Below are 22362 nucleotides of genomic sequence, written 5' to 3'. Positions count from 1 at the left end.
CGGCTACGACGACGGCGCCCCGGACGGTCCGGCGGATGCCTCCGGGGCGTCGGAGCCGCCGTTGCGCAGTTCGCCGATGATGCCGAAGACCGCGGCACACACCGGGACGGCGAGCAGCATCCCCAGCAGGCCCGCCACGCTCGCCCCCGCCGTCAGCGCGATCATGATCATCGCTGGGTGCATCTGTACGGTCCGGCTCTGGATCATCGGCTGCAGGACATGCCCCTCCAGCAGCTGCACCGCGAGGACGATCCCGAGCGCCCAGAGCGCGATCACCACCCCCCGGTCCGCGAGCGCCACCAGGACCGCGACGGCCCCGGAGATGAACGCACCGAGGTACGGGATGTAGGCCCCGACCAGGACCAGCGCACCGAGCCCCACCGCGCCGGGCACGCGCAGGATCAGCAGGCCGACCGTGATGCACACCGCGTCGATCAGGGCGATGAGCGTCGTCCCGCGCATGAAGCCCTCGACGGCCTCGAAGGCCCGCCGGCCCATCGCCTCGACGAGGTCTCCGGTGCCGCGCGGGGCGATGGTGTGCGCGAGTTTCACGGCCCGGTCGGAGTCGCGCAGGAAGAAGAAGGTCAGCAGCAGGGCGAGGACACTGGTGGCGATGAGCGAGCCGATCAGGGTGAGCCCGCTGAGGAGCCCGCCCGCGGCACTCGCGCCGAACTTCTCGACGAGGTTCCTGGCACTGGCCGCGAGATCGGCGACGTTCACGCCGTCGGCGACCCCGAAGTGGTCGACCACCCACTGCCCGGCGTCCTTCAGCGAGTCCACGATCTGGGAACCCGTCTCGATGAGCGCCGCGACGACGATGTAGCCCGCACCGCCGACCACCGCGACGAGCAGGACGCAGGTGAGCCCGGCCGCCACCGAGCGGTTCACCCCGTGGGCGGTCATCCGGCGGTGGACCGGCCCGAGCAGCGCCGTACCGAGCAGCGCGAGGAGGACCGGGGTGACGGCGGCCTTGAGGACGATGCAGAGGAAGACGGCGACGGCGGCGACACCCGCGACCAGCAGGACGACACCGCACCACGCGGCCGTACGCCGGGCGGCATCGGGCAGGAGAGGCTTATTGGTCTGCACCCCCTCACCCGATCACGCCATGGGAGCGGTGTCCCGCCCGTGCCGCCGTACGAGTGATGGACCGTCATACGGCGGCGGCGGAACTCACATTCCGTGGACGGCGGGCACGGAGCCGAGGCGGCCGGCCTGGAAGTCCTCGAAGGCCTGCTTCAGTTCGGCCTGGCTGTTCATCACGAACGGCCCGTAGTGCGCCATCGGCTCCCGGATGGGACGCCCGCCGAGCAGCACGACCTCCAGGTCCGGGGTGTTGCCGTCCTGCTGCTCGTCCGCGCGGACGGTCAGCGAGGAGCCGGTGCCGAAGACCGCGGTCTGGCCCACGTGGACGGGACGGCGCTCCTCACCGACGGTGCCGCGGCCGGCGAGCACGTACGCGAGGCCGTTGAAGTCCTCGCGCCACGGCAGCGTCACCTCGGCGCCGGGGCGCACGGTGGCGTGGATCATCGTGATGGGGGTGTGGGTGACGCCCGGACCCTCGTGGCCGTCGAGCTCGCCCGCGATCACCCGGAGCAGCGCGCCGCCGTCCGGGGAGGCGAGCAGCTGGACCTGGCCGCCGCGGATGTCCTGGTAGCGCGGGGCCATCATCTTGTCGGCCTTGGGCAGGTTCACCCAGAGCTGGAGCCCGTGGAAGAGACCGCCCGACATGACGAGCGACTCCGGCGGCGCCTCGATGTGGAGCAGCCCCGATCCGGCTGTCATCCACTGGGTGTCGCCGTTCTGGATGGTGCCGCCGCCACCGTTGGAGTCCTGGTGGACGAAGGTGCCGTCGATCAGGTACGTCACGGTCTCGAAGCCGCGGTGCGGGTGCCAGGGGGTGCCCTTCGGCTCCCCTGCGGCGTACTCCACCTCGCCCATCTGGTCCATCATGATGAACGGGTCGAGGTACTTGTAGTTGATCCCCGCGAAGGCGCGGCGGACCGGGAAGCCCTCGCCCTCGAACCCGCTCGGCGCCGTGGTCACGGCGAGCACGGGACGGGCCACGGCGTCGCCGGCGGCGGCGACCTTGGGCAGGGTCAGCGGGTTTTCGACGGTCACTGCGGGCATGGGAGCCACCTCCGGGGGACTGTTCTGGAACCAATTTAGTTGAATGGTGAACATCCTGCAAGGTGCCATCCATTCCCGCACCTCCCTCGTACTGAGGATCGACCCCCGAAGGGTCTGGTGGTACCTATGAGACAGCTGTGCCCTCTGGGTCTCGTGGGGATGGAGTGACGTCCCGCCCCCGCGGCGGAGAGGGAGCCGAGCCGACACCGAGGGGGACGAGTGAACGAGCCGACCGAACGAGTGCGCCAGCGGTTCTACGGACTGATCCACCGGAATCCCGGCTGGTCGCTCGAACAGATGGCGGCCGAGGCCCAGTGCTCCCTCGCCGAGGCGGACCGGGCGTGCGACCAGCTCTGCGCGGCCGGCCTGCTGGTCCCCGCGTCGTCCGCGCCCTGCGGCTACGTGACGGTCACCCCGAAGGCCGCGCTGACCCGGCTGTTCTCCGCCGAGGAGCGCCACACCACGGCGCACCTGCAGCACCTGGCCAGGATCCGTGGCGCCGTCGCCTCGCTGATCGGCGACTACCCGCGCCTGCACGACGAGCGGCGCGAGTCCGTCGAGATCGAGACCCTGCCGACGCCGGCGCTGGTGAACGCCTTCCTGGAGGACGCGGGCAGCACCTGCAATGTGCGCATGCGGTCGATGCACCCCGGCGGGCCGCCGCCGGAGGAGCTCATGGACGACATGCTGCTGCGGGACAAGGAGATGGAGGGCCGCGGCATCCAGGTGGAGACGCTCTACTCGCGACGGACGGCCGAGGTCCCCTACATGGCGGCCTACCTGACCGATGCCGAGCGGATCGGGCGCACGGCGCGCACGGCGGACTACCTGCCCCTGCGGATGATCCTCTTCGACGACGACCTCGCGGTGCTGCCCATCAACCCGCAGGACAGCAGCGAGGGGGCGTCCGCCATCCACGGGCAGGCGCTGGTGAGATCCCTGCACGCGCTGTACGACTACTGCTGGCACACCTCGGCCCCCGTCCGCCCCGCGGCCCCCGGGGGCACCCTCGGGACGGAACTCGACTCGCACGACCTCGTCGTGGTGCGCATGCTCGCCGACGGCGTCAAGGACGAGACGATCGCCCGTCACCTCGGCATCTCCCCACGGACACTGAGCCGGTACATGACCTGCCTGATGGACCGGCTGGGCGTGCACACGCGTTTCCAGGCGGCCCTGCGTGTGGCGGAGCTCCAACTCCTGGACTGAGCCCGGCTGCTGGGGCGACCGGCCGCGGAGTCACAGGTCCGAAGGCCGGTCGCGGGGGCTTCGTACGCCCTCGTTCCGGAAGGGGAGAACCCACTTCCGGATCGTCTCACATTCTGAGACAGGTACGGGGTGTGGCGCCCTGCCGCCATGACTATTGGCCGCCGCACGCAATGTGTTGCTCCCCGGACCGGCGGGGCAGCAGCATGGGTCCCGCCGGCGACGGGTGGTAGCAACCGCCCTTCTCTCCGCCGGATTCCGCACTCGCCAGACGCTCCGGGGGACCACCATGTCTGCACGACTCCGCGCCTTCCTCTGTATCTCCCTCCTCACCGCGGCGGCAGCGGTCCACTGGGCGACGGCCGGGCCGGAGGCGGGCAGCCGGACCCTCGCATCGGTTCCCGGTACGGGGACGACCGTCGTGGACTGGCCCTGCGGCGACAACGGCTGGTGGTAGTGCGCCCACGCGCCCCCGCCCGCCCCCTTGCCCAGTCCGCGCGTCAGGAGAGCCCGATGGACGTCATCGCCGCACCACCCGGTCCGCCCGAGCAGGTCCTCACGGACGGCGCCGCCCCGGCCGCGCCCCACGACCGCACCGTCGACGTCGCCGTCATGGGCATCGGCTACGCGGGCCTTCCGCTCGCCGTGGCCGCGGCGGCGGGCGGCCACCGCACCCGCGGACTCGACCTGAGCGACTTCCTCGTGGCCCAGGTCAACATCGGCCGCCCGCCCGTCGACACGGTCACCCGCGCCGAACTGGACTCCGTGGCACCGCTGCTCGACGCCACCACGGACCCCGCGTTCCTGAGCGAGTGCTCCGTCGTCGCGCTGTGCGTCCCCACGCCGGTGGACACCCACGGCGTGCCGGACCTGGAGCCCCTGCTGTCCGCGGTGCGCACGGTCCGCCAGCACCTGATGCCCGGACAGCTGGTGATCATCGAGTCCACCACCTATCCCGGAACCACCGACGGCGTCATCCGCGACATCCTGGAGGAGTCCGGCCTGACCGCGGGCGTCGACTTCCACCTGGCGTTCTCGCCGGAGCGGGTGGACCCGGGCAACACCCGGTACGGCTTCCACAACACGCCCAAGGTGGTCGGCGGACTGACCCCGGCCTGTGGCGCCCGCGCCGCCGCGTTCTACGCGGGGCTGACCGAACAGGTGCACGTCACCCGCTCCAGCCGTGAGGCCGAGGCCGCCAAGATCCTGGAGAACACCTACCGCCAGGTGAACCTCGCGCTGGTCAACGAGTTCGCGCAGATCTGCCACCGGCTGGGCGTCGACGTCTGGGAGACCATCGACGCCGCCGCCACCAAGCCCTTCGGCTTCACACCGTTCCGTCCCGGCGCGGGGGTCGGGGGCCATTGCATTCCGGTCGACCCGCTCTACCTCGTGCACCGCGCGACGCAGGCCGGGGTGCCGTTCCGGATGGCCGAGCAGGCCCAGCGGATCAACGACTCGATCCCCGTCTGGGTCGCCTCCCGCGCACAGGAACTGCTCGCGGCGCACCAGGTCACCGTGCGCGGGGCCAAGGTGCTCCTGCTGGGCGTCACCTACAAGCCGGACGTCGCGGACATCCGCCACTCGCCGGCCGAGCCGCTCGCCGTCGAACTGCTCGGCGCGGGAGCCGACGTGATGTTCCACGACCCGTATGTGACCACGTTCTCCGCGCGCGGCCGCGCCGTCCCCGCCGGGCGGGACCTGGTGGCCGACCTCGCCGCCGCCGACCTGACGATCGTCGTGCAGCGGCACCGGATGTACGACGGCGAACTGCTCGCCCACGCACGGCTCGTCCTCGACCCCTGCGGTCCCGGCACGACGACGCAGGAGGGCGTGTACGCATGACCCGGAACCCCTCGGTCATGGACCTGATCCGCGCCCACGCGGACGGCCGCCCCGCGGACACCGCCCTGCGGAGCCCGGCCGGCACCGTGAGCTACGCCCAGCTGTGGGACCGCGCCGAGCAGGCCGCGCAGGCCCTCGCGGGCCGCGGCGTACGGCCCGGCGACACCGTCCTGGTCCGCCTGCCCTCCGGTCCGGAGGCGGTCGTCGCCATGCTCGGGACCTGGCTCGCCGGCGCCGCGTTCGTCCCCGTCGACACGGCGACCCCCGCGGAACGCCTCGCCCACGTACGCGGCGACAGCGGCGCCACCGTGGTCCTCGACGACAGCACACCGCTCCTGCCGTCCGCCGGGGACCCGGCGGAGCCCGCCGGCCCGCACACCCCGGACGACGATCACGGCGCGTACGTCATCTACACCTCGGGGTCCACCGGGGCACCCAAGGGCGTCCTGGTGGGACATCGGGCACTGGCCCGTCATGTCACCGCCTCCGTCGCCCTGTTCGCGCTCGGACGGCACAGCACCGTGCTGCAGTTCGCGAGTCTCGGATTCGATGTCGCCCAGGAGGAGATCTGGCCGACCCTCGCCGCGGGCGGGACCCTCGCCTTCCACGGCACGGGCAGCGTCCCCGACACCGCCCGCCTCGCCTCGGTCGCCGAGGAGATGAAGGTGACCGTCCTCCAACTCCCCACCGCTTACTGGCGGATGCTCTGTGCGGAGCTCGACGGCGACGGATCCCCGTCCTTCGCCGGGGTCCGCACGGTGGTCATCGGCGGCGAGAACGCCACCACCGCGGACGCCCGCGCCCACCGCCGCACCCCGCTCGCGCACACCGTGCTGGTCAACGGCTACGGCCCCACGGAAACCGTGGTCACCGCGACCGCCCTGGTGCTCGCCCCCGGCGACGCCGTGCCGGACACGGCCGGGCTGCCCATCGGCCACCCGGTCGGCGACCGGGTGGCACGGGTCCTCGACGAGGACGGGCGTCCCGTCGCCGACGGCTCGCCGGGCGAACTGTGGATCGGCGGCGAGCCGCTGGCCCTGGGCTATCTGAACGACGCGGCGCGGACCCGGGAACGCTTCCTGCCCGACCCGTACGCGGCGGCCCCCGGGGCCCGGATGTACCGCACCGGCGACATGGTGGTGCGGCGGGAGGACGGCGGCATCGAGTTCCTGGGGCGCGTCGACAACCAGGTGAAGGTGCGCGGCCACCGCATCGAGCTCGACGAGGTCGACCGCCACCTGCTCGAAGCCCCCGGGATCACCGCGGCGACCGCGTTCACCATGGACGACGGCGCCGGTGGCAACGTGCTGGCGGCCGCGGTGGCCGGCACCGGAACCGGCCCCGACCCCCGGTCGGTCCGGGAGTACCTGCGCGAGCGGGTCCCCGCCTACCTGGTCCCGGGCCGCATCGCCGTACTCGACCGGCTGCCCCTCACCACCTCCGGCAAGACCGACCGCCGCGCCGCGGCCGAGGCCGCGGCCGCCGCCCTCGCCGCCGGGGCGACGCCCGCTCCCGACGAGGACCCGCGGTCACCGCTGGACCTGGTGCTCACCCTGCTCCGCGGCCTGCTGCTCGCGCCGGGACTCGGCCCCGACGACGACTTCCTCGCCCAGGGCGGCGACTCCCTCATGGCCCTGCGCGTCTGCGGGCGGATGCGGGCCCGGGGCATCTCCATGAACCCCGGCGACCTGCTCGTCGGGCGCACCGCCCGCGCCGCCGTCACCAGGGCGGAGGGCCGCCGCGCGCCGGACGCAGTCGAGGAGGAGGCGGCGGGCCCGCTCGGGCTGCTGCCCGCCCAGCACCGCTGGCTGCACGACGGCGACCTGCCGGACCGCGACCACTTCTGCCTGAACGCACTGTTCACCACCGACTCCGGCCTGTCCGCCGACCGCCTCGGCCGGGTGGCCGCGGCCCTGCGGCGACGCCACCCCGCGCTGCGTACGGCGCTGTGCGCGGACGGCACGGCCGAGCTGCGGGAGACCGGCCCCGCGGACGCCGTCCGCATCATCGACCTCGCCCCGGTCCCGGCGCGGGAGCGCGCCGCCCGGCTGGAGGACGCGCTGGCCGCGGCGCAGACGTCGATGTCGCTCGCCGGGGGCCGGGTCCTCCAGCTGCTGTACATCGACGGCGCGGACGCCGGCGCCCGACTGCTCCTGACCGTGCACCACTTCGTCCTCGACGGGGTGTCGATGGGCCTGCTCGTCGACGACCTCGAACTGCTGCTGGGCGACGGCCGGCCGGAAGCCGCAGCCGTGGGCCCCCGGGCCGTCGGCACCGCGCTGCGGGACTGGGTCACCGGCGCGCAGGCCCGGCAGGACGCCGCCCAATGGGCCGCCCGCACCCAGGAGTTCACCGCGCTCCGGCCCGACACGGACGGCACCGCCCTGCTGCCCACGCTGCGCACCCACCGCTTCCGGCTGCCCCGGGACCTCACCACGCAGGTGCTCCAGCACCTCCCCGCCACCGGCATCGCCCCGCACGACTTCGCGCTCGGCTGTCTCGTCGGCGGCCTGGCGGCCTGGACCGGGGAGCCCGTGCACGGCGTGGATGTCTACGCGCACAGCCGTGACGTGTCCCCCGGTGACCTCGACCTTTCCCGCACGGTCGGCTACGTACAGAGCACGTACCCGGCCGTCCTGCGGTGGGAGGGCGAGGGCGTCCGCGCCCTGACCGCCGCGCTCGCCGGTCCGGCCGCACTGCCCGAACGGCGTTACGGCTTCGACGCGTTGCGCTTCCTCTCGCCCGATCCGGCGGAACGCGCGGCCCTGGCGGCCTGCCCCCGCCCCCGGGTCCGGCTCAACTTCCGCGGCCATCTGCTGCGGCTGGAACAGCGCGCGCCGGGTGCGGTGCTGCGGCCCGCGGACGAGAGCTTCGGCGCGCACCGCTCACCGCTCCAGCAGGAGCGCTATCTGCTGATGGCCGAGGGCGACATCGTCGACGGGGAGCTGGAGATGAGCCTGAAGTACTCCACGGTCCACTGGAGCGCGGAACGGATCGAGGAACTGGCCCGCCACATCGACCGCGTGATGCGGCAGACCCTGGACTCCCCCGGCGGGCCCCGGACCGCGGACACCGCCCTCCCGGTGAACGGCGGTGCCCGATGACACCGCTCCCGCCGGTGGTCCCCGGCGTCCCGGCCGAGCACCAGCCCGCTCAGGGCAGTGCGCCGCACTGGCCGCTGGTGCTGTACTTCCACCACGTGCACCCGGACGTCCAGCACTACACCGCGCTGTCCCCGGACGCGTTCGAGCGCGGGCTGGAGCAGGTGCTCGAACACTTCGACCCGTACGACCCCGCGGACCTGCTCGCCGACGGCGGCCCCCGCCGGCCCGGCCGTCCCACGGTGCTCGTCACCTTCGACGACGGCTACCGCGACAACACGACCCACGCACGGGACATCCTGGACCGTCTCGGCGTCCGCGCGGTGTTCTTCGTCTGCACCGGACTGCTGGGCCGGCGCAGTCCCCGTCCGCGCGAGGACCACCTGACGTACGAGGAGTGCGACCAACTGGCCCGGGAGGGGCACCTGATCGGCGCCCACACCCGTACCCACCCGCACCTCGACCGGATCCCCGCGGCCGAGGGCCGCGCCCAGACCCTGGATTCGCTCGCCGACATCCGGGAGCGGTACGGGGCGGGACCGGCCCGGCTGTTCGCCTACCCCTACGGCGGGGTGCCCACCGAACCTCAACTGCCCGACGGTGTCCTGGGCTTCGGAACGGTCCGCTCGCCCGCCACGCCGTGGACCGCGAGCCCGCAGCGGATCCGGAGAACCTATCTGCCCTCCGGGGCGGCCGACACCTGGGACGGACTGGTGCGCCACTGGCGCGCCGGGTGGGACGCGCCGTCGGGCCCGTCCGGCGCCGGCCCCTTCCTGACCGCTTCCGAGAGGGAAGAGAGATGACCGAACAGAAGACGTGGCGCACCCGGCTGACCGGGGCCCTGCCCGCCACCAGGGAGTCCCGGATCATCGCGGTGAACGCGTTGATCGGCTCCATGGGAACCGGCATGTTCCTGGCGGGCTCCGCCCTCTACTTCACGCGCTTCGCCGGACTCAGCGAGACCCAGCTCGGCGTGGGGCTGGCGATCGCGGGAGTCGTCGGGCTCGCCACCACCGTCCCGATGGGCATGCTCGCCGACCGCTACGGCCCGAGGAACATCATCCTCGTGGTCTGTCTGTGGCGGGCCATCGGCTACCTCGCCTATCTGAGGGTCGACGGATTCAACCAGTTCGTGGTGACGGCCAGCCTGCTGTACATCATGGACCGGGCGGGACAGCCGCTGAATCAGGCCCTGGTGGGCCGCCTGATCACCGGAACGGAACGCAACCGCACGATGGGGTTCATCCGGTCCCTGCGCAACCTCGGCTTCACCATCGGGTTCTCGCTCGCCGGCATCGCCCTGACCACCGGGTCGAAGACCGCGTTCCACTGGCTGTTCATCGGCAACGCGCTCAGTTTCCTGGTGGTGTTCTCCCTCGTCTGGATCCTGCCCCGGGTCGGCCCGGCGGTCGCCAAGGACGCCAAGAAGGGAGCGACCCCGAAGAAGGTGGTCCCGCCGATCCGCGACCTGCGGTTCGTGGCGGCCACGGCGGCCAACGGCGTGATGTTCCTGCACGACGCGATCCTGATCACCGTGCTGCCGCTCTGGGTGGCCGAGCACACCGCCTCACCGATCTGGATGATCACCGTCCTGGTCACCACCAACACGGTGCTCACGGTGCTGGCCCAGGTCAGGGTGACCCGGCACATCACCGACCTGGCCACCGCGACCCGGGCCACCACCATGTCGTCGGTGCTGTTGCTGTTCGCCTGTATCGCGTTCGCGGCGAGCGGCTGGGCGGACACCTCCGGCTGGGCGATCGTGACCCTCGTGACGGCGCTGCTCCTGCTGACCTTCGGTGAACTGCTGCACTCGGCGTCGTCCTGGGAGATCTCCTTCGCGATGTCGCCCGAGGAGGCGCAGGGCCGCTACTTCGCCTTCTTCAACGTGGGCTTCTCGGCGGCGGAGATCGCCGGGCCGGCCGTCGTGCTGTGGCTCCTGGCCGGGACCGGACCGGGCGGCTGGCTGATCATCGCGGTCTGCTTCCCGCTCTCCGCGGCCCTGAGCTGGCTCGGCACCCGTGAGAGGCCGAAGCCCGTCACCACCGGGCCCGCGCCGCACGAAGAGCCGGTGCCCGCGACCGACGGCTCCTGACCAAACGCACCGACGCGTTCCCACCCCTCGGTGGCATGCGCACTGACGGAGGAAAGCATGTCCGACACACCCCCGCCCCAGCATCTCCTGATCGTCAGCGGCGGCCGCGATCTGCCCGACCGCGCCCGCGACGCCTGGCCCGGTCTGCGCACGACCGTCATCTGCCGGCCGGAGGTGGTGCCCCGGCTGCGCAGCCGGGAGAAGATCCAGCGCCTGATCGTGCTCCGCGAGGACGCACCGGTCGAGGAGTGGGTGGCCGCCGCGCGGTTCGTGCACGCGATCGACCCGGTAGACCGGCTGACCAACTTCACCGAGAAGGACACCGAGAAGACCGCGGCCATCGGGCTCGACCTCGGTCTCGCCTGGCACAGCGCCGACACGGTCCGGGCCGTGGCCGACAAGTACGCGATGCGCCGGGTGCTGGCCGAGGCCGGCATCGGCCGGGTCGTCGCCGAGACCGTCCATGACGTCGAGGGCGTGCTCAAGGTCGCCGAGCGGACCGGCTACCCGCTGATCTGCAAGCCCGTGCGCGGAGTCGCCAGCAAGGGCGTCACCCGCATCGACGGGCCGGCCGACATCCCGCGCGCCCTGGCCTGGGGCGCCGAGGGAGCCGGCGATCTGGACGCGCCGGACCTGCTCGTCGAGGAGTTCCTGACCGGCGACGAGTACAGCGTGGAGTGCGTCAGCGAGGACGGCGAGCACCTGGCCGTGGGCATCACCCTCAAGATCTCCGAGCACGACCACTTCGTCGAGGTCGGCCATGTCGTCCCCGCCCCCCTTCCGGACGCCGACGCGACCCGGATCCGTACCGCCGTGACCGGCATGCTGACGGCCCTCGGCGTCCGGCAGGGTGTCACGCACACCGAGGTCATCGTGGCCGCGGACGCCGTCCACATCGTGGAGACCCACCTGCGTCCGGCGGGCGACGAGATCCCCGAGCTGTGGGCCCGGGTCAGCGGCGTCGACCTGATCGACGTCGTCGCCCGCCAGGCCGTGGGCATCAAGGTCCTCGACAGCCTGCGCGCCGCCCTCGCGGCCCCGTCCGAAGGTCCGGTCGCGGCGGCCATCTGGTACGCCTGCCCGGACGCGGTGGGCGAGATCGTGGAGGTGACGGGCGAGGAGGAGGCCCGTGCGCTGGAGGGCGTCGTCGACGTCGAGGTGCTGCGCGAACCGGGCAAGCGGCTCAAGGGAGTCACCGGATCCTTCGCCCGGGGTGCACATGTCTGTGCAGTGGGCACGTCACAGGACGAGGCCTTGCGGCGCGCCCAGGAGGGCGTACGCAAACTGTCGTTCACCGTACGCAGTGACGGCATGGCCGCGCGCCACGAGGCGCTCGCCTCCACCGGCTGACACCGCGTCGGCCGATCCGGACGGCATCCCCGGCGTCCCCGGCGCCGGGCGGGTGCCCGCACAACAGAGAGAAGAGAGAAGAGACATGACCGATCAGAACAACGAACCGGACACCGCCGACTACGCGTTCGGTGGCCTGCACCACGTCCAGCTCGCCATTCCGCCGGGCGGCGAGGACCAGTGCCGCGCGTTCTGGGGCGAGGTGCTCGGGATGACGGAGCTGGAGAAGCCCCCGGTCCTGGCCGCGCGGGGCGGGTGCTGGTTCCGCGGCGGTGGCCTGGAGGTCCACCTCGGCGTCGAGCAGGACTTCTCGCCCGCGCGCAAGGCGCACCCCGGCATCCTCGTCGAGTCGCTGCGCGGCCTGGCCAAGCGCCTGGAGGAGGGCGGCCACGAGGTGACGTGGGACGACAACTTCCCGGGCCACGACCGCTTCTACGCGTTCGACAAGTTCGGCAACCGGCTGGAGTTCCTGGAGCCGCAGGCCGCGTCCTAGGGGACATCGGCCCGAGGGCCGGTACGGAGTCGTCCCGTGACACCGCGGGACGACTCCGTACCGGCCCCCCCTGGGCGCCCTGATGGCGTTCCGACCCGTCCCACGGCATTTCGAGGAGCCAGCAATGACCGAAGCAGCGGGCAGGCCGCCCGCATTCCGCATCGCGGACCTGATCGTGGCCGAGGGCCCCGAGGGCGCGGAGCGCATCCTGATCGCGGGGCTGACCGTCACCGTGGCCGCCGGCGAGATCGTCGCGGTGCTCGCGGACGACACCGGGTCCGCGGCCGCGCTGACCCAGGTGCTCGCCGGACGACGGCGGGCCCAGTACGGGGCCATAGTCGTCGGCGACGCCGGCCGGTCCCGGCGGGTCACCCCGGTCACGCCGGCGGGTGTGAGCGTGGTGGCCGCCGAGGGCCGTTGCCCGGACGGTCCGGCTCCCGTCGTGGTCGTCGACGCCGTCGGCGGACCGCGGTCCGAGGAGTACGGCGCCGAACCGGCGCGCACCGCGGCCCGGCGGGGCAGCGCGGTGCTCCTGGTCACCACCGACGCCGGTACGGCGGCCACCGCCGACCGGACCGTGCACCTCAACCGGGCGCCCCGTCCCGCACCCCGTCCGAAGGCGGAGGTCCGCTTCAGCACCGAGGCGCTCCTGGAGGCGGCGGCCGGATCGCTGACCGCCGCCGGGGTCGGCGCCGAGCGCGCCGCCCTGGTCGCCCGGGTGCTGGTGGACGCCGATGTGCGGGGCCACTTCTCGCACGGCGTCGGCCTGTTGCCGATGTACCTCGACCGGCTGCGGCAGGGCGGCATCGACCCCGCCGCCGAACCGGAGTGGGGCCAGGAGGACGGCTCCGTCGTACGCGTGGACGCACGCGGCGGGTTCGGGCAGGTCGCCGCCGACCTCGCGGCCCGCCGGTGCGCCGAGCGGGCGGCCCGCACCGGGCTGGCCGCCGTCGCGGTCCGGGGCAACAACCACATCGGCATGCTCGCCGCCTACCGCGACCACTTCGTCCGCCACGGTGTCGTCGGCCTCGTCCTGAACGTCTCGGGCGCGAGCGTCGCCGCCCCCGGCGCGGGGCGCCCGACGCTCGGGAACGACGCGGTGTGCATGGTCGTCCCCCGTGAGGGCACGTCCCCGCTCGTGGTGGACTTCGCCACCGGGACGGTCGCCAGCGGCAAGATCCGGCATGCCGCACACCGCGGCGAACGGGTGCCCGCGACCTGGCTGGTGGACCGCGAGGGCCGTCCCACCACCGATCCGGAGGAGCTGGACCGCGGCGGTGCCGTGCCGGTCTTCGGCGGTCACAAGGGCCTCGGCGTCGCGGTGATCACCGAGGTACTGGCCGGCATTCTGGCCGGCGGCACGGTGAGCCCGCTCGTCCACAAGCAGCGCGCCGAGCCCGAGCGGGCGATGGACTGCTCCCAGCTGTTTCTCGCCCTGTCTCCGGACGCGTTCGGCAACCCGCCGGTGGAGAAGCTGCTCGACGTCCTGTCGGGCGCGGTGGCCGCCGGCTACCCCCAGGGGCCCCCGGAGATCCATCTGCCGGAGCAGCAGGAGCGGCTGGCCGAGGCCGCAGCAGCCGAACACGGCGTTCCCGTACCGGCGTCGGTCGTCGAACAGCTCGGCTGGGCCGCTCCGCAGGCCGCCCCGGCCACGACAGGAGGTGCAGCATGAACACACGACTCGGTGTGGGCGTCGTCGGATTCGGCATCGCCGCCCAGCAGCACGCCGCCGCTCTGGAGCGGCTGCCGGACGCGGGGATCGTCTCCGTCCTGGAGCGGGACCCCACGGTCGACACCGGCGATCACCGCCGGGCCGGTTCCTGGGGCGAGCTCCTCGACGACCCCGATGTGAACCTGGTGGCCCTGTGCGTCCCGCCCGGCGGGCGGGCACGGCTGGCGGTCGAGGCGCTGGAGGCGGGCAAGGCCGTCCTGCTGGAGAAGCCGCCCGCCGTGTCCGTGGACGAGATCGACAGCGTGGCGGCCGCCGCCCGGCGGACCGGACTGCCGGTCGGTGTCATGCTCCAGCACCGGATGCGGCTGCCCGCGGCGGCGCTCGACGCCGCCTGGTCGGCGCCCTCCGTCACCGCGGTCCTGGAGGTGTCGCGGTTCCGGCCGCCGGCCCACTACCGGCGTGCCGGGTGGCGCAGCGATCCCGCCGCGGCCCTGGGCGGGATCTCCGCCCATCTGGGAGTCCACTACCTCGACCTGGCCTGTCAGCTGCTCGGGCGGCCGGAGTCGGTGCGCCTGACGCCGACCAGGGAGGTCGCCGCCGGCATCGACACCCGTGTCACGGGCATGGTCACCTTCCGGTCCGGGGCCACCCTCGCGTTCACCGTGACCGCCGAGTCGATGGTCCGTACCGAACGGCTCCAGGTCCTGGGGCCCGACGGAGGGTTCAACATCACCGACGGCACCGTGATGACCCAGATCGGCGGCACCGAGCAGACCTGGCCCACGGTGCCGACCTCGGAACTGCGGACCGAGGTCTACCGCGAGATGGCCGAGGCCGTGGCGACGGGCCGTCCCCCGGCCCGCTGCCATCTCGACGGTGCCCGTGCGGTGACCGAGATCCTCTCGTCGGTCGCCACCGCCGCCGAGGCGGTGGCCGCGTGAGGCCGCTGATCGGCGTCTCCTCCGGCTCGGCGCCGGCCCTCGACGCCGCGGCCCTGGCCGGCCTCGTCCTCTCGTCCGGCGGCACGGCCGTCGACGTCCGGGAGGGCAAGGGCCACGCCTGGGAGGCCGGAGGGCTCGACGCCCTGCGCGCCGCCGGGGCCGAGGTGTGCTTCGTGGGCGTCTCCACCGTGCTGGGCGCTCCCGAGCACCCGCCCGGCTCGATCGACGCCCTTCGCATGCCCGAGCGGGGCCTGCCGGTGAAGGTCTTCGCGGCCGCCGGCTGCACCGCCCCCGACCGCCTCGCTCTGACGCTCGCGCAGGTCGGGGCGCTGGCCGCCAGGGTCGGTGACAGCTCGCTGGTGCTGGTGGAGACCCACCACGGATACGCCGACGTCCCCGAGCTGGAGGAGCTGTGCCACCGCGCGGGCACCTCGGTCCTGCTCGACACCATGGGCCTCGCCCGAATCGACGGCGACCCCGTCGCGGCGGCGGCCCGGCTCGCCTCCTGGATCCCGTACGCCCAGGTCAAGGGTTTCGACTGGGAACAGCCCGGCACCTCGCGGCACCGTCCGCTGGCCTCCGCGCGGCCCGAGCTGACCCGGAAGGTCCTCGACGCGGCCGGTGAACTGCGGGCGGTCACCGTCGAGTCGAAGGCACCGTCCCTCGCCGAGGACATCGCCCTGCTGCTCGAGTGGTACCCACCGGACCCGTCCCCTTCCCAGGCACTCAGCGAGGAGACCCCTTCGTGAGATTCGCCGTCATCAACGACGAACTGTCCCAGGACATCGAGCAGGCGGCGGCCACCACGTCCCGTCTCGGCTTCGACGGACTGGAGATCCGCTCCAGCGGTGGTGTGGCGCCGCATCGCATGGACGACGCCGCCCTTGCCGGGATACGGGAGACCGTGGCCCGGCACGGACTGCGGGTGGCCGGCTTCGACCCGCCGGCGCTGAAGTGCGAACTGCCCCGCACGGCGGCGGAGGCGGACTCCGTCCGCGACCTGGTCACGGACTCCGTGCGCCGGGCCGAGCTGCTCGGAGCACCGTTCGTCCGCATCTTCACCTTCTACCGGCAGGGCGACCCCGACCCGCGCAGGGCCGCCGCCGCGGCCCGCGAGGTCCTGGACGGCGTCCCCTTCGGACGCGTCCCCCTTCTCGTCGAGACGGGCATGCGGACCAACAGCCCGACCATGCGGCACACGCTGGAGTTCCTGGACGCGCTGGGCGACGACCGGCTCGGCATCCTGTGGGATCCGGGCAACAGCGTCTTCAGCGGCTGGGACCCGGCCCCGTTCCCGCAGGACTACGCGCTCGGCCGCGAGCGCATCCGGCACGTCCATGTGAAGGATCCGGACGGGCAGCGGGCCTACGTCCGCCTCGGTGACGGGGACCTGCCCTGGCCCGCGATCCTCGCCCGGCTGGCCGAGGACGGGTACCGGGACTGGATCTCGCTGGAGACGCACTGGCGCGTCGGCCGGGAACTGACCCAGGCCCAGCGGGACGAGCCATGGGGAGAGGAGTTCACCTCCGGCGGCTTCGAGGCCAGCAGCACCTGTATGCGGCTGCTCCGCGAGATGGCGCGGACCCAGGGCGAGGACGCCGTCCCCGCCGCCCCGGACACGCACACGGTGGAGGCCGGCGCATGAGCGGCTCACCGGTGATCCTGCTCGGGGGCCAGCGCTGCGGCACCACCGCCCTCGCCTACGCGATGAACCTGGCCTTCCACGACGCTGGCGGCCACTTCACCGTCAACGGCAAGCTCCCCTATCTGCTGCACCGCTGGCTGAACCGGCAGGACCTGACGGACCGCCACCTGCGCACGGACGAGATCCTGTACGCCCTGGACCGCCGGCCGCCGGACGGCTCGGGCGTCGAGCGCTGGCGCGCCCGGGTGGAACAGAGCCTGCGGGCCGCCGCCAGGGACGTCGCCGAGGGCTCCTGCGGAGACGATCCGGTGGAACTGGCCCGGCGGATCCTGGCCGACACCCAGGGCGAACTGCCTTACTGCGGGGACAAGTACAACGAGTACCTGCTGCATCTGCCGTGGTTCGGCGAGGTGCTGCCGGACGCCCGTTACGTGATGCTGGTGCGCCACCCGGTGGAGGCGGCCCGCTCGATGCTGCGCTGGAAGGGCGACCGGCCCTATGTGCCGCTCACCGAGGAGGCGGCCCTCGCCAAGTGGACGGCCTGGAACGGGCACTGGCTCGACTTCGCACCCTCGGTGCCGGACGGGAACGCCCTGGTCGTCGAGTACCACGCACTGTGCCGGGGCGAGGAGACCGAGCGCCTGTCACGGTTCACCGGACTCGACCTCGCGCCGTACCTCTCCGGGCTGAAGCCCCGGTCCCCGGCCGCGGACACGTCCGCTCTGCCGGCGGACACCGCCTCGGTGTGGGAGGCGCTGCGCCTGTCCGCGCTTCCCGCACCCGCCCCGATCTGATCCGCCGCACTCCCAACGAAGGTGATTCCCTTGGCCGCAACCCGCGTTCTCGTCGTCGGCGGAAAGGCCGGCATCGTCCGCAAGGCCGCAGCGCTCGGCCTCGACGTGGTGCACATCCAGAAGCCCTCCGCGTTCGATCCGGACGTGGTGGAGCACTGCTCCCAGCTGCTGCTCGTCGACTACCAGGACGTTCCCACCGTCACCGCCCTGGTGCAGGTCCTGCACCGACAGCGCCCGTTCGCCCGGGTCTTCACCCAGACCGAGGCGGCCCAGGTGGTGGCGGGCCATCTCACCGACGTGCTCGGGCTGCCCGGCAACTCCGAGCGGACCACCCGGCTGCTGCACGACAAGCCGGCCCTGCGCGCCCTGCTGAACGAGCGGGGCATCGGACCGGTGCGGACACTGACCCGGCCGACCGCCGACGAGCTGCGCGACTTCGTGAAGGCCACCGGGTCGGCCGTGCTCAAGCCGACCATGGGCTCCGGCAGCCTGGGGGTCCGCCGGATCGCGTCCGTCGACGAGGTCGACGAGGCGTGGGCGTGGCGCGAGGCCTTCGGCCTCGACGACTTCATGGCCGAGGAGTGGCTGGTCGGCGAGGAACTCAGTGTCGAGACCTTCTCCCGGGACGGCGCGCACACCGTCGTCGCCGTCACCGGCAAGGAGACCGGACAGGGTGTGGTCGAACTCGGTCATGTGGTGCCCGCGCAGCTGGACGAGAGCGAAGGGTCGGCCGTCACGTCGACGGTCGAGGCCCTGCTGGACGCCGTGGGCCTCGTCGACGGTCCCGCGCACACCGAACTGATCCTCACCGCCGCCGGTCCCCGCGTCATCGAGTCGCACAGCCGTCGCGGCGGGGACCGCATCAACGACCTGGTGCGCCTGGTCCACGGCATCGACCTGGAGGAGGCCGCCTACCGGCTCGCCCTGGACGGCGACCCGCTGCGGCAGCAGGGGGAGCCGGCGGGCGCGGCCGCCATCCGCTTCCTCGTCGCCGCCCCGGGGACCGTCACCTCGGTGACGGGCGCGGAACGGGCCGAGGCCATGGACGGCGTGGTCCAGGTCGACGTCCAGGTGGAGCCCGGGGACACGGTGCACGAACTGCGCTGGTCGGAGGACCGCTGCGGCTATGTCGTGGTCCGCGCGGCCGACCGGGAGGCGGCCGTGCGGCTCGCCGCCGAGGCCGCGGCCCGGATCGTGATCACCACCGAGCCGGCCGCCGCCGACGCTCCGGCCGCCACGCTCGGCACGCTCCTCGACGAGGTGGACGAGGTCCTCGACCCGTTCGCCGCCCCGTCCCGATGACCGGCCGCGTCCTGCCGCACCCCCTCAGATACCCGGCCGGCCCCCTGTACGCGGGCGCCGACGAACGTCCGCAAGGAGTAGTACTGCGATGAGCACGACACCCCCAGAAGGCGGCAAGCGGGTCTCCGTGGTGGTCGCCACCCGGAACCGTCCCACCGACATCGACCTGCTGCTGGCCTCGATCGCGGCGTGCGCCACGGACGTCGTCCACGAGGTGATCCTCGTCGACGACGCCTCGGACACCCCGCTGCGCGTCGACGAATCGGCCCATCCCTTCCCCGTACGCCTGCTGCGCCACGAACGGCGCCGCGGCGCCGCGGCCGGCCGTAATCTCGCCGGCCAGGAGGCGACCGGTGACGTCCTGGCGTTCCTCGACGACGACGCCCGGCCACTGCCCGACTGGTTCGACGTCCTCGACGAGGCCCTGACCCCCGAGCGCGCGGCGATCACCGGCAGGGTGCTGCCGTTCGACAGCAGCGTGGTGGCGCGCGCCCGCCAATACCGCTACGAGGTCCGCTACGCCCAGCACGTCCCCGGCAGCGAGGTCACGTTCTTCGCGGGCGGCAACTCGGCGGTGTGGACGGACGCGTTCCGGGACGCCGAGGGGTTCCCCGACGTGGTCACCGCGAGCGACAACGGCCTCGTCGAGCGGCTCGCCGACTCGGGTGGCCGGGTGTACTTCGTCCCCGGGCTCCGCATAGCCCACCGCAACAGCAAGGGTGCGGGCATCGCCCTGCGCGAGGCCTGGCGCGCGGGCCGGCTGGCCCCGCGCAGCGCACCGGCGGCCGCGCTGCGCCGGATCGCTGCCAGCGCCAGGTCCCAGCCCTGGTCGGACGACCCGGCCGCCGCCGGCCTCAACCTGGGGCTCCAGGCGGCGAATTCGCTGGCCACCGCCCTTCCGGCGGCCTGAGCGATGGCGGGTACGGGGGCGGTGCGCCGCGCGGACCCGGGAGCCACGGTCTGGCTCACCGGGCTGCCGAGCGCCGGCAAGACCACGATCGCCCGCGCGCTGGCCGGACGTCTGCGCGCGGAGGGCCGGCGGGCCGAACTCCTGGACGGCGACGAGATCCGCACGTTCCTCTCGGCGGGTCTGGGATTCAGCCGGAAGGACCGGGACATCAACGTGCAACGCATCGGCTTCGTCGCACAGTTGCTGGCGTCCCACGGCGTACTGACGCTGGTGCCGGTGATCGCGCCGTACGCGGACAGCCGCGAGGCCGTACGCGCACGGCACCGGCTGGAGGGCACCGCGTATGTCGAGGTGCATGTCGCCACGCCCGTGGAGGTGTGCTCGGCGCGTGATGTGAAGGGCCTGTACGCACGGCAGGCGGCGGGCGCCATCAGCGGGCTGACCGGGGTCGACGACCCCTACGAGGCGCCGGTGGCGCCGGATCTGCGGATCGGGACGCAGGACCGGACGGTGCCCGAGTGCGTCGCGGCCGTACACGCGCTGCTCACCGAGAGGGGTCTGCTGTGACCACGACCGCCGGGCCGCCCCGCGACACCGCGGGCGGCCCCCGCGCGCTCTCCCATCTGGACGTGCTGGAGTCCGAGGCGGTGCACATATTCCGGGAGGTGGCCGGGGAGTTCGAGCGGGCGGTGATCCTCTTCTCCGGCGGCAAGGACTCGATCGTCATGCTGCATCTGGCACTGAAGGCGTTCGCACCGGCCGCGGTGCCGTTCACGCTGCTCCATGTGGACACCGGGCACAACTTCCCCGAGGTGCTCGACTTCCGCGACCGGGTGGTGTCCCGGCACGGACTGCGGCTGCGGGTCGCCTCGGTGCAGGACTACATCGACCGGGGTGTGCTGCGGGAGCGCCCGGACGGCACGCGCAATCCGCTGCAGACGGTGCCGCTGACGGAGGCGATCCAGGAGCACCGGTTCGACGCGGTGTTCGGCGGCGGGCGGCGGGACGAGGAGAAGGCGCGGGCGAAGGAACGCGTGTTCTCGCTGCGCGACGCGTTCTCGCAGTGGGATCCGCGCCGTCAGCGTCCCGAGCTGTGGCAGCTGTACAACGGCCGTCACGCGCCCGGCGAGCATGTGCGGGTCTTCCCGCTGTCGAACTGGACCGAGCTCGACGTCTGGCAGTACATCCGGCGTGAGGGCATCGAGCTGCCCGGGATCTACTTCGCGCACGAGCGGGAGGTGTTCCGGCGGTCGGGGATGTGGCTGACCGCGGGCGGCTGGGGCGGTCCGAAGCGCGCGGAGCCGGTGGAGCGGCGGCTGATCCGCTACCGCACGGTCGGCGACATGTCCTGTACCGGTGCGGTGGACTCGGCCGCGGCCACGCTGGACGCGGTGATCACGGAGATCGCCGCGTCCCGGCTCACCGAACGGGGCGCCACCCGGGCCGACGACCGGCTGTCCGAGGCCGCGATGGAAGACCGCAAGCGCGAAGGGTACTTCTAGAGATGACCGACACGATTCAGCGGACGGGCGTCCGGCCGCCGGCGGCGGTGACCCTGTTGCGTTTCGCCACCGCGGGCTCCGTGGACGACGGCAAGTCGACGCTGGTCGGCCGGCTGCTGCACGACTCCAAGTCGGTCCTCACCGACCAGCTGGAGGCCGTGGCGGCGGTCTCCCGGGGCCGGGGCCAGGAGGTGCCGGACCTGGCGCTGCTGACCGACGGGCTGCGGGCCGAGCGGGAACAGGGCATCACCATCGACGTGGCCTACCGGTACTTCGCCACGGCGCGGCGCCGGTTCATCCTCGCCGACACCCCGGGGCATGTGCAGTACACCCGCAACATGGTGACGGGCGCGTCGACGGCCGAACTGACCGTGATCCTGGTCGACGCCCGCCACGGCGTGGTCGAGCAGACCCGCCGGCACGCGGCGCTGACCGCGCTGCTGCGGGTCCCGCACGTGGTCCTCGCGGTCAACAAGATGGACCTGGTCGGCTTCGCGCAGCCGGTGTTCGGGGCGATCGCCGAGGAGTTCTCGCAGTACGCGACCGGGCTCGGCATCCCCGAGGTCACCGCGATCCCGATCTCCGCGCTCACCGGTGACAACGTGGTGGAACGCTCCGCGCGCACCCCCTGGTACGACGGACCGAGCGTCCTGGAACACCTGGAGACCGTGCCCGTGTCCCCGCTGCCCGGGGACGGCCCGGGTGCGGTCGCGGGCCGTGCGGAGCCCGCCCGCTTCCCGGTGCAGTGCGTGATCCGGCCGCAGACGGCCGAGCACCCCGACTACCGGGGCTATGCCGGCCGGATCGAGACCGGGGCCTTCCGGGTGGGCGACGCCGTCACCGTGCTTCCCTCCGGCCGCACCTCGCGGATCTCCGGGATCGACCTGCTCGGCCGGACCGTGGACACGGCCCGGGCCCCGCAGTCGGTCACCCTTCTGCTGGCGGACGACATCGACGTCTCGCGCGGCGACCTCATCGTGCCGAGCGACGACGCGCCCGCCACCACGCAGGACGTCGAGGCCACCGTCTGTCACCTCGCCGACATTCCCCTCACCGTCGGCCTGCGGGTGCTCCTCAAGCACACCACCCGGACCGTCAAGGCGATCGTCAAGGACATCCCCTCGCGGCTCACCCTCGACGGCCTCTCCCAGCACCCCGCCCCGGGGCAGCTGGTCGCCAACGACATCGGCCGGGTCGTGGTGCGCACCGCCGAACCGCTCGCGCTCGACCCCTATGCCCGCTCCCGGCCGACCGGCTCGTTCCTGCTGATCGACCCCGCCGACGGGACCACGCTCGCCGCCGGCATGGCGGGCGACGCCTTCACCGAAGGCGCCACCGGCGTCCCCGGACCCGGCGACGAGGGCTGGGACTTCTGA

20 protein-coding genes are annotated in these 22362 nt (G+C 73.1%); 18 read left to right on the top strand and 2 right to left on the bottom strand.

Annotated elements, in window-relative coordinates; genetic code table 11:
- Nucleotides 1-3: 3 nt before the first annotated feature.
- Nucleotides 4-1089 carry an AI-2E family transporter gene (locus OG912_RS17705; RefSeq protein WP_327710192.1) on the bottom strand — a complete coding sequence of 362 codons (1086 nt, stop codon included), beginning with the start codon at nt 1087-1089 and terminating at the stop codon, nt 4-6.
- Between the two features lie 84 nt (nt 1090-1173).
- Entirely contained in the window at nt 1174-2130 is a 957-nt protein-coding gene (locus OG912_RS17700; protein ID WP_327710191.1) for a pirin family protein, read from the bottom strand.
- 219 nt (nt 2131-2349) lie between these two features.
- On the opposite strand from OG912_RS17700, the gene OG912_RS17695 reads away from it, so the two are divergent.
- The 18 genes from OG912_RS17695 (at nt 2350) to OG912_RS17610 (ending at nt 22362) form a co-directional block, all read left to right on the top strand.
- Entirely contained in the window at nt 2350-3339 is a 990-nt protein-coding gene (locus OG912_RS17695) for a helix-turn-helix transcriptional regulator (protein WP_327710189.1), read from the top strand.
- Nucleotides 3340-3625: 286 nt separating this feature from the next.
- Entirely contained in the window at nt 3626-3793 is a 168-nt protein-coding gene (locus OG912_RS17690; protein WP_327710188.1) for a hypothetical protein, read from the top strand.
- Nucleotides 3794-3849: 56 nt separating this feature from the next.
- Nucleotides 3850-5181: a nucleotide sugar dehydrogenase gene (locus OG912_RS17685; RefSeq protein ID WP_327710186.1), complete on the top strand. Its 1332-nt coding sequence runs from the start codon at nt 3850-3852 to the stop codon at nt 5179-5181.
- Nucleotides 5178-8285, top strand: a complete 3108-nt coding sequence (locus tag OG912_RS17680; RefSeq protein WP_327710185.1) for an amino acid adenylation domain-containing protein — start codon at nt 5178-5180, stop codon at nt 8283-8285. Before OG912_RS17685 ends, OG912_RS17680 begins: the two co-directional genes overlap by 4 nt.
- The gene (locus tag OG912_RS17675) at nt 8282-9085 is read left to right on the top strand and encodes a polysaccharide deacetylase family protein (RefSeq protein WP_327710184.1); all 804 of its coding nucleotides are present in this window, start codon (nt 8282-8284) and stop codon (nt 9083-9085) included. Before OG912_RS17680 ends, OG912_RS17675 begins: the two co-directional genes overlap by 4 nt.
- Complete coding sequence (locus tag OG912_RS17670; RefSeq protein WP_327710183.1) at nt 9082-10377, top strand: MFS transporter; 1296 nt, start codon at nt 9082-9084, stop codon at nt 10375-10377. Before OG912_RS17675 ends, OG912_RS17670 begins: the two co-directional genes overlap by 4 nt.
- A gap of 57 nt (nt 10378-10434) precedes the next feature.
- A complete protein-coding gene (locus tag OG912_RS17665) occupies nt 10435-11727 on the top strand; it encodes an ATP-grasp domain-containing protein (protein ID WP_327710182.1) in 1293 nt (430 codons plus the stop codon).
- An 85-nt stretch (nt 11728-11812) separates the two neighbouring features.
- Nucleotides 11813-12220: a glyoxalase gene (locus tag OG912_RS17660; protein ID WP_326737306.1), complete on the top strand. Its 408-nt coding sequence runs from the start codon at nt 11813-11815 to the stop codon at nt 12218-12220.
- Nucleotides 12221-12344: 124 nt separating this feature from the next.
- Nucleotides 12345-13892, top strand: a complete 1548-nt coding sequence (locus OG912_RS17655) for an Ldh family oxidoreductase (protein ID WP_327710181.1) — start codon at nt 12345-12347, stop codon at nt 13890-13892.
- Nucleotides 13889-14833: a Gfo/Idh/MocA family protein gene (locus tag OG912_RS17650; protein ID WP_327710180.1), complete on the top strand. Its 945-nt coding sequence runs from the start codon at nt 13889-13891 to the stop codon at nt 14831-14833. Before OG912_RS17655 ends, OG912_RS17650 begins: the two co-directional genes overlap by 4 nt.
- Nucleotides 14830-15582 (top strand): hypothetical protein, encoded by a 753-nt coding sequence (locus tag OG912_RS17645; protein ID WP_327710179.1) that lies wholly within the window; start codon nt 14830-14832, stop codon nt 15580-15582. Before OG912_RS17650 ends, OG912_RS17645 begins: the two co-directional genes overlap by 4 nt.
- Nucleotides 15579-16478 carry a sugar phosphate isomerase/epimerase family protein gene (locus tag OG912_RS17640; RefSeq protein WP_327710178.1) on the top strand — a complete coding sequence of 300 codons (900 nt, stop codon included), beginning with the start codon at nt 15579-15581 and terminating at the stop codon, nt 16476-16478. Before OG912_RS17645 ends, OG912_RS17640 begins: the two co-directional genes overlap by 4 nt.
- Entirely contained in the window at nt 16475-17272 is a 798-nt protein-coding gene (locus OG912_RS17635; RefSeq protein WP_327710177.1) for a sulfotransferase, read from the top strand. The genes OG912_RS17640 and OG912_RS17635 overlap by 4 nt, the downstream gene beginning before the upstream one ends.
- 30 nt (nt 17273-17302) lie before the next feature.
- Nucleotides 17303-18574, top strand: coding sequence for an ATP-grasp domain-containing protein (locus OG912_RS17630; protein WP_327710176.1), 1272 nt, complete (start codon nt 17303-17305; stop codon nt 18572-18574).
- Nucleotides 18575-18662: 88 nt separating this feature from the next.
- Nucleotides 18663-19484, top strand: coding sequence for a glycosyltransferase family 2 protein (locus tag OG912_RS17625; RefSeq protein WP_327710175.1), 822 nt, complete (start codon nt 18663-18665; stop codon nt 19482-19484).
- 3 nt (nt 19485-19487) lie between these two features.
- On the top strand, nt 19488-20051 hold the full coding sequence (gene cysC / locus OG912_RS17620; protein WP_327710174.1) for an adenylyl-sulfate kinase: 564 nt from the start codon (nt 19488-19490) through the stop codon (nt 20049-20051).
- The gene (cysD, locus tag OG912_RS17615; protein WP_327710172.1) at nt 20048-20986 is read left to right on the top strand and encodes a sulfate adenylyltransferase subunit CysD; all 939 of its coding nucleotides are present in this window, start codon (nt 20048-20050) and stop codon (nt 20984-20986) included. Before cysC ends, cysD begins: the two co-directional genes overlap by 4 nt.
- 2 nt (nt 20987-20988) lie before the next feature.
- On the top strand, nt 20989-22362 hold the full coding sequence (locus OG912_RS17610; protein ID WP_327710171.1) for a sulfate adenylyltransferase subunit 1: 1374 nt from the start codon (nt 20989-20991) through the stop codon (nt 22360-22362).

Origin of the sequence: Streptomyces sp. NBC_00464 (assembly GCF_036013915.1) — a bacterium.
Classification (GTDB): domain Bacteria; phylum Actinomycetota; class Actinomycetes; order Streptomycetales; family Streptomycetaceae; genus Streptomyces.
Note: the sequence above shows the minus strand (reverse complement) of the source record. Positions and strands in the feature narration are given on the sequence as shown.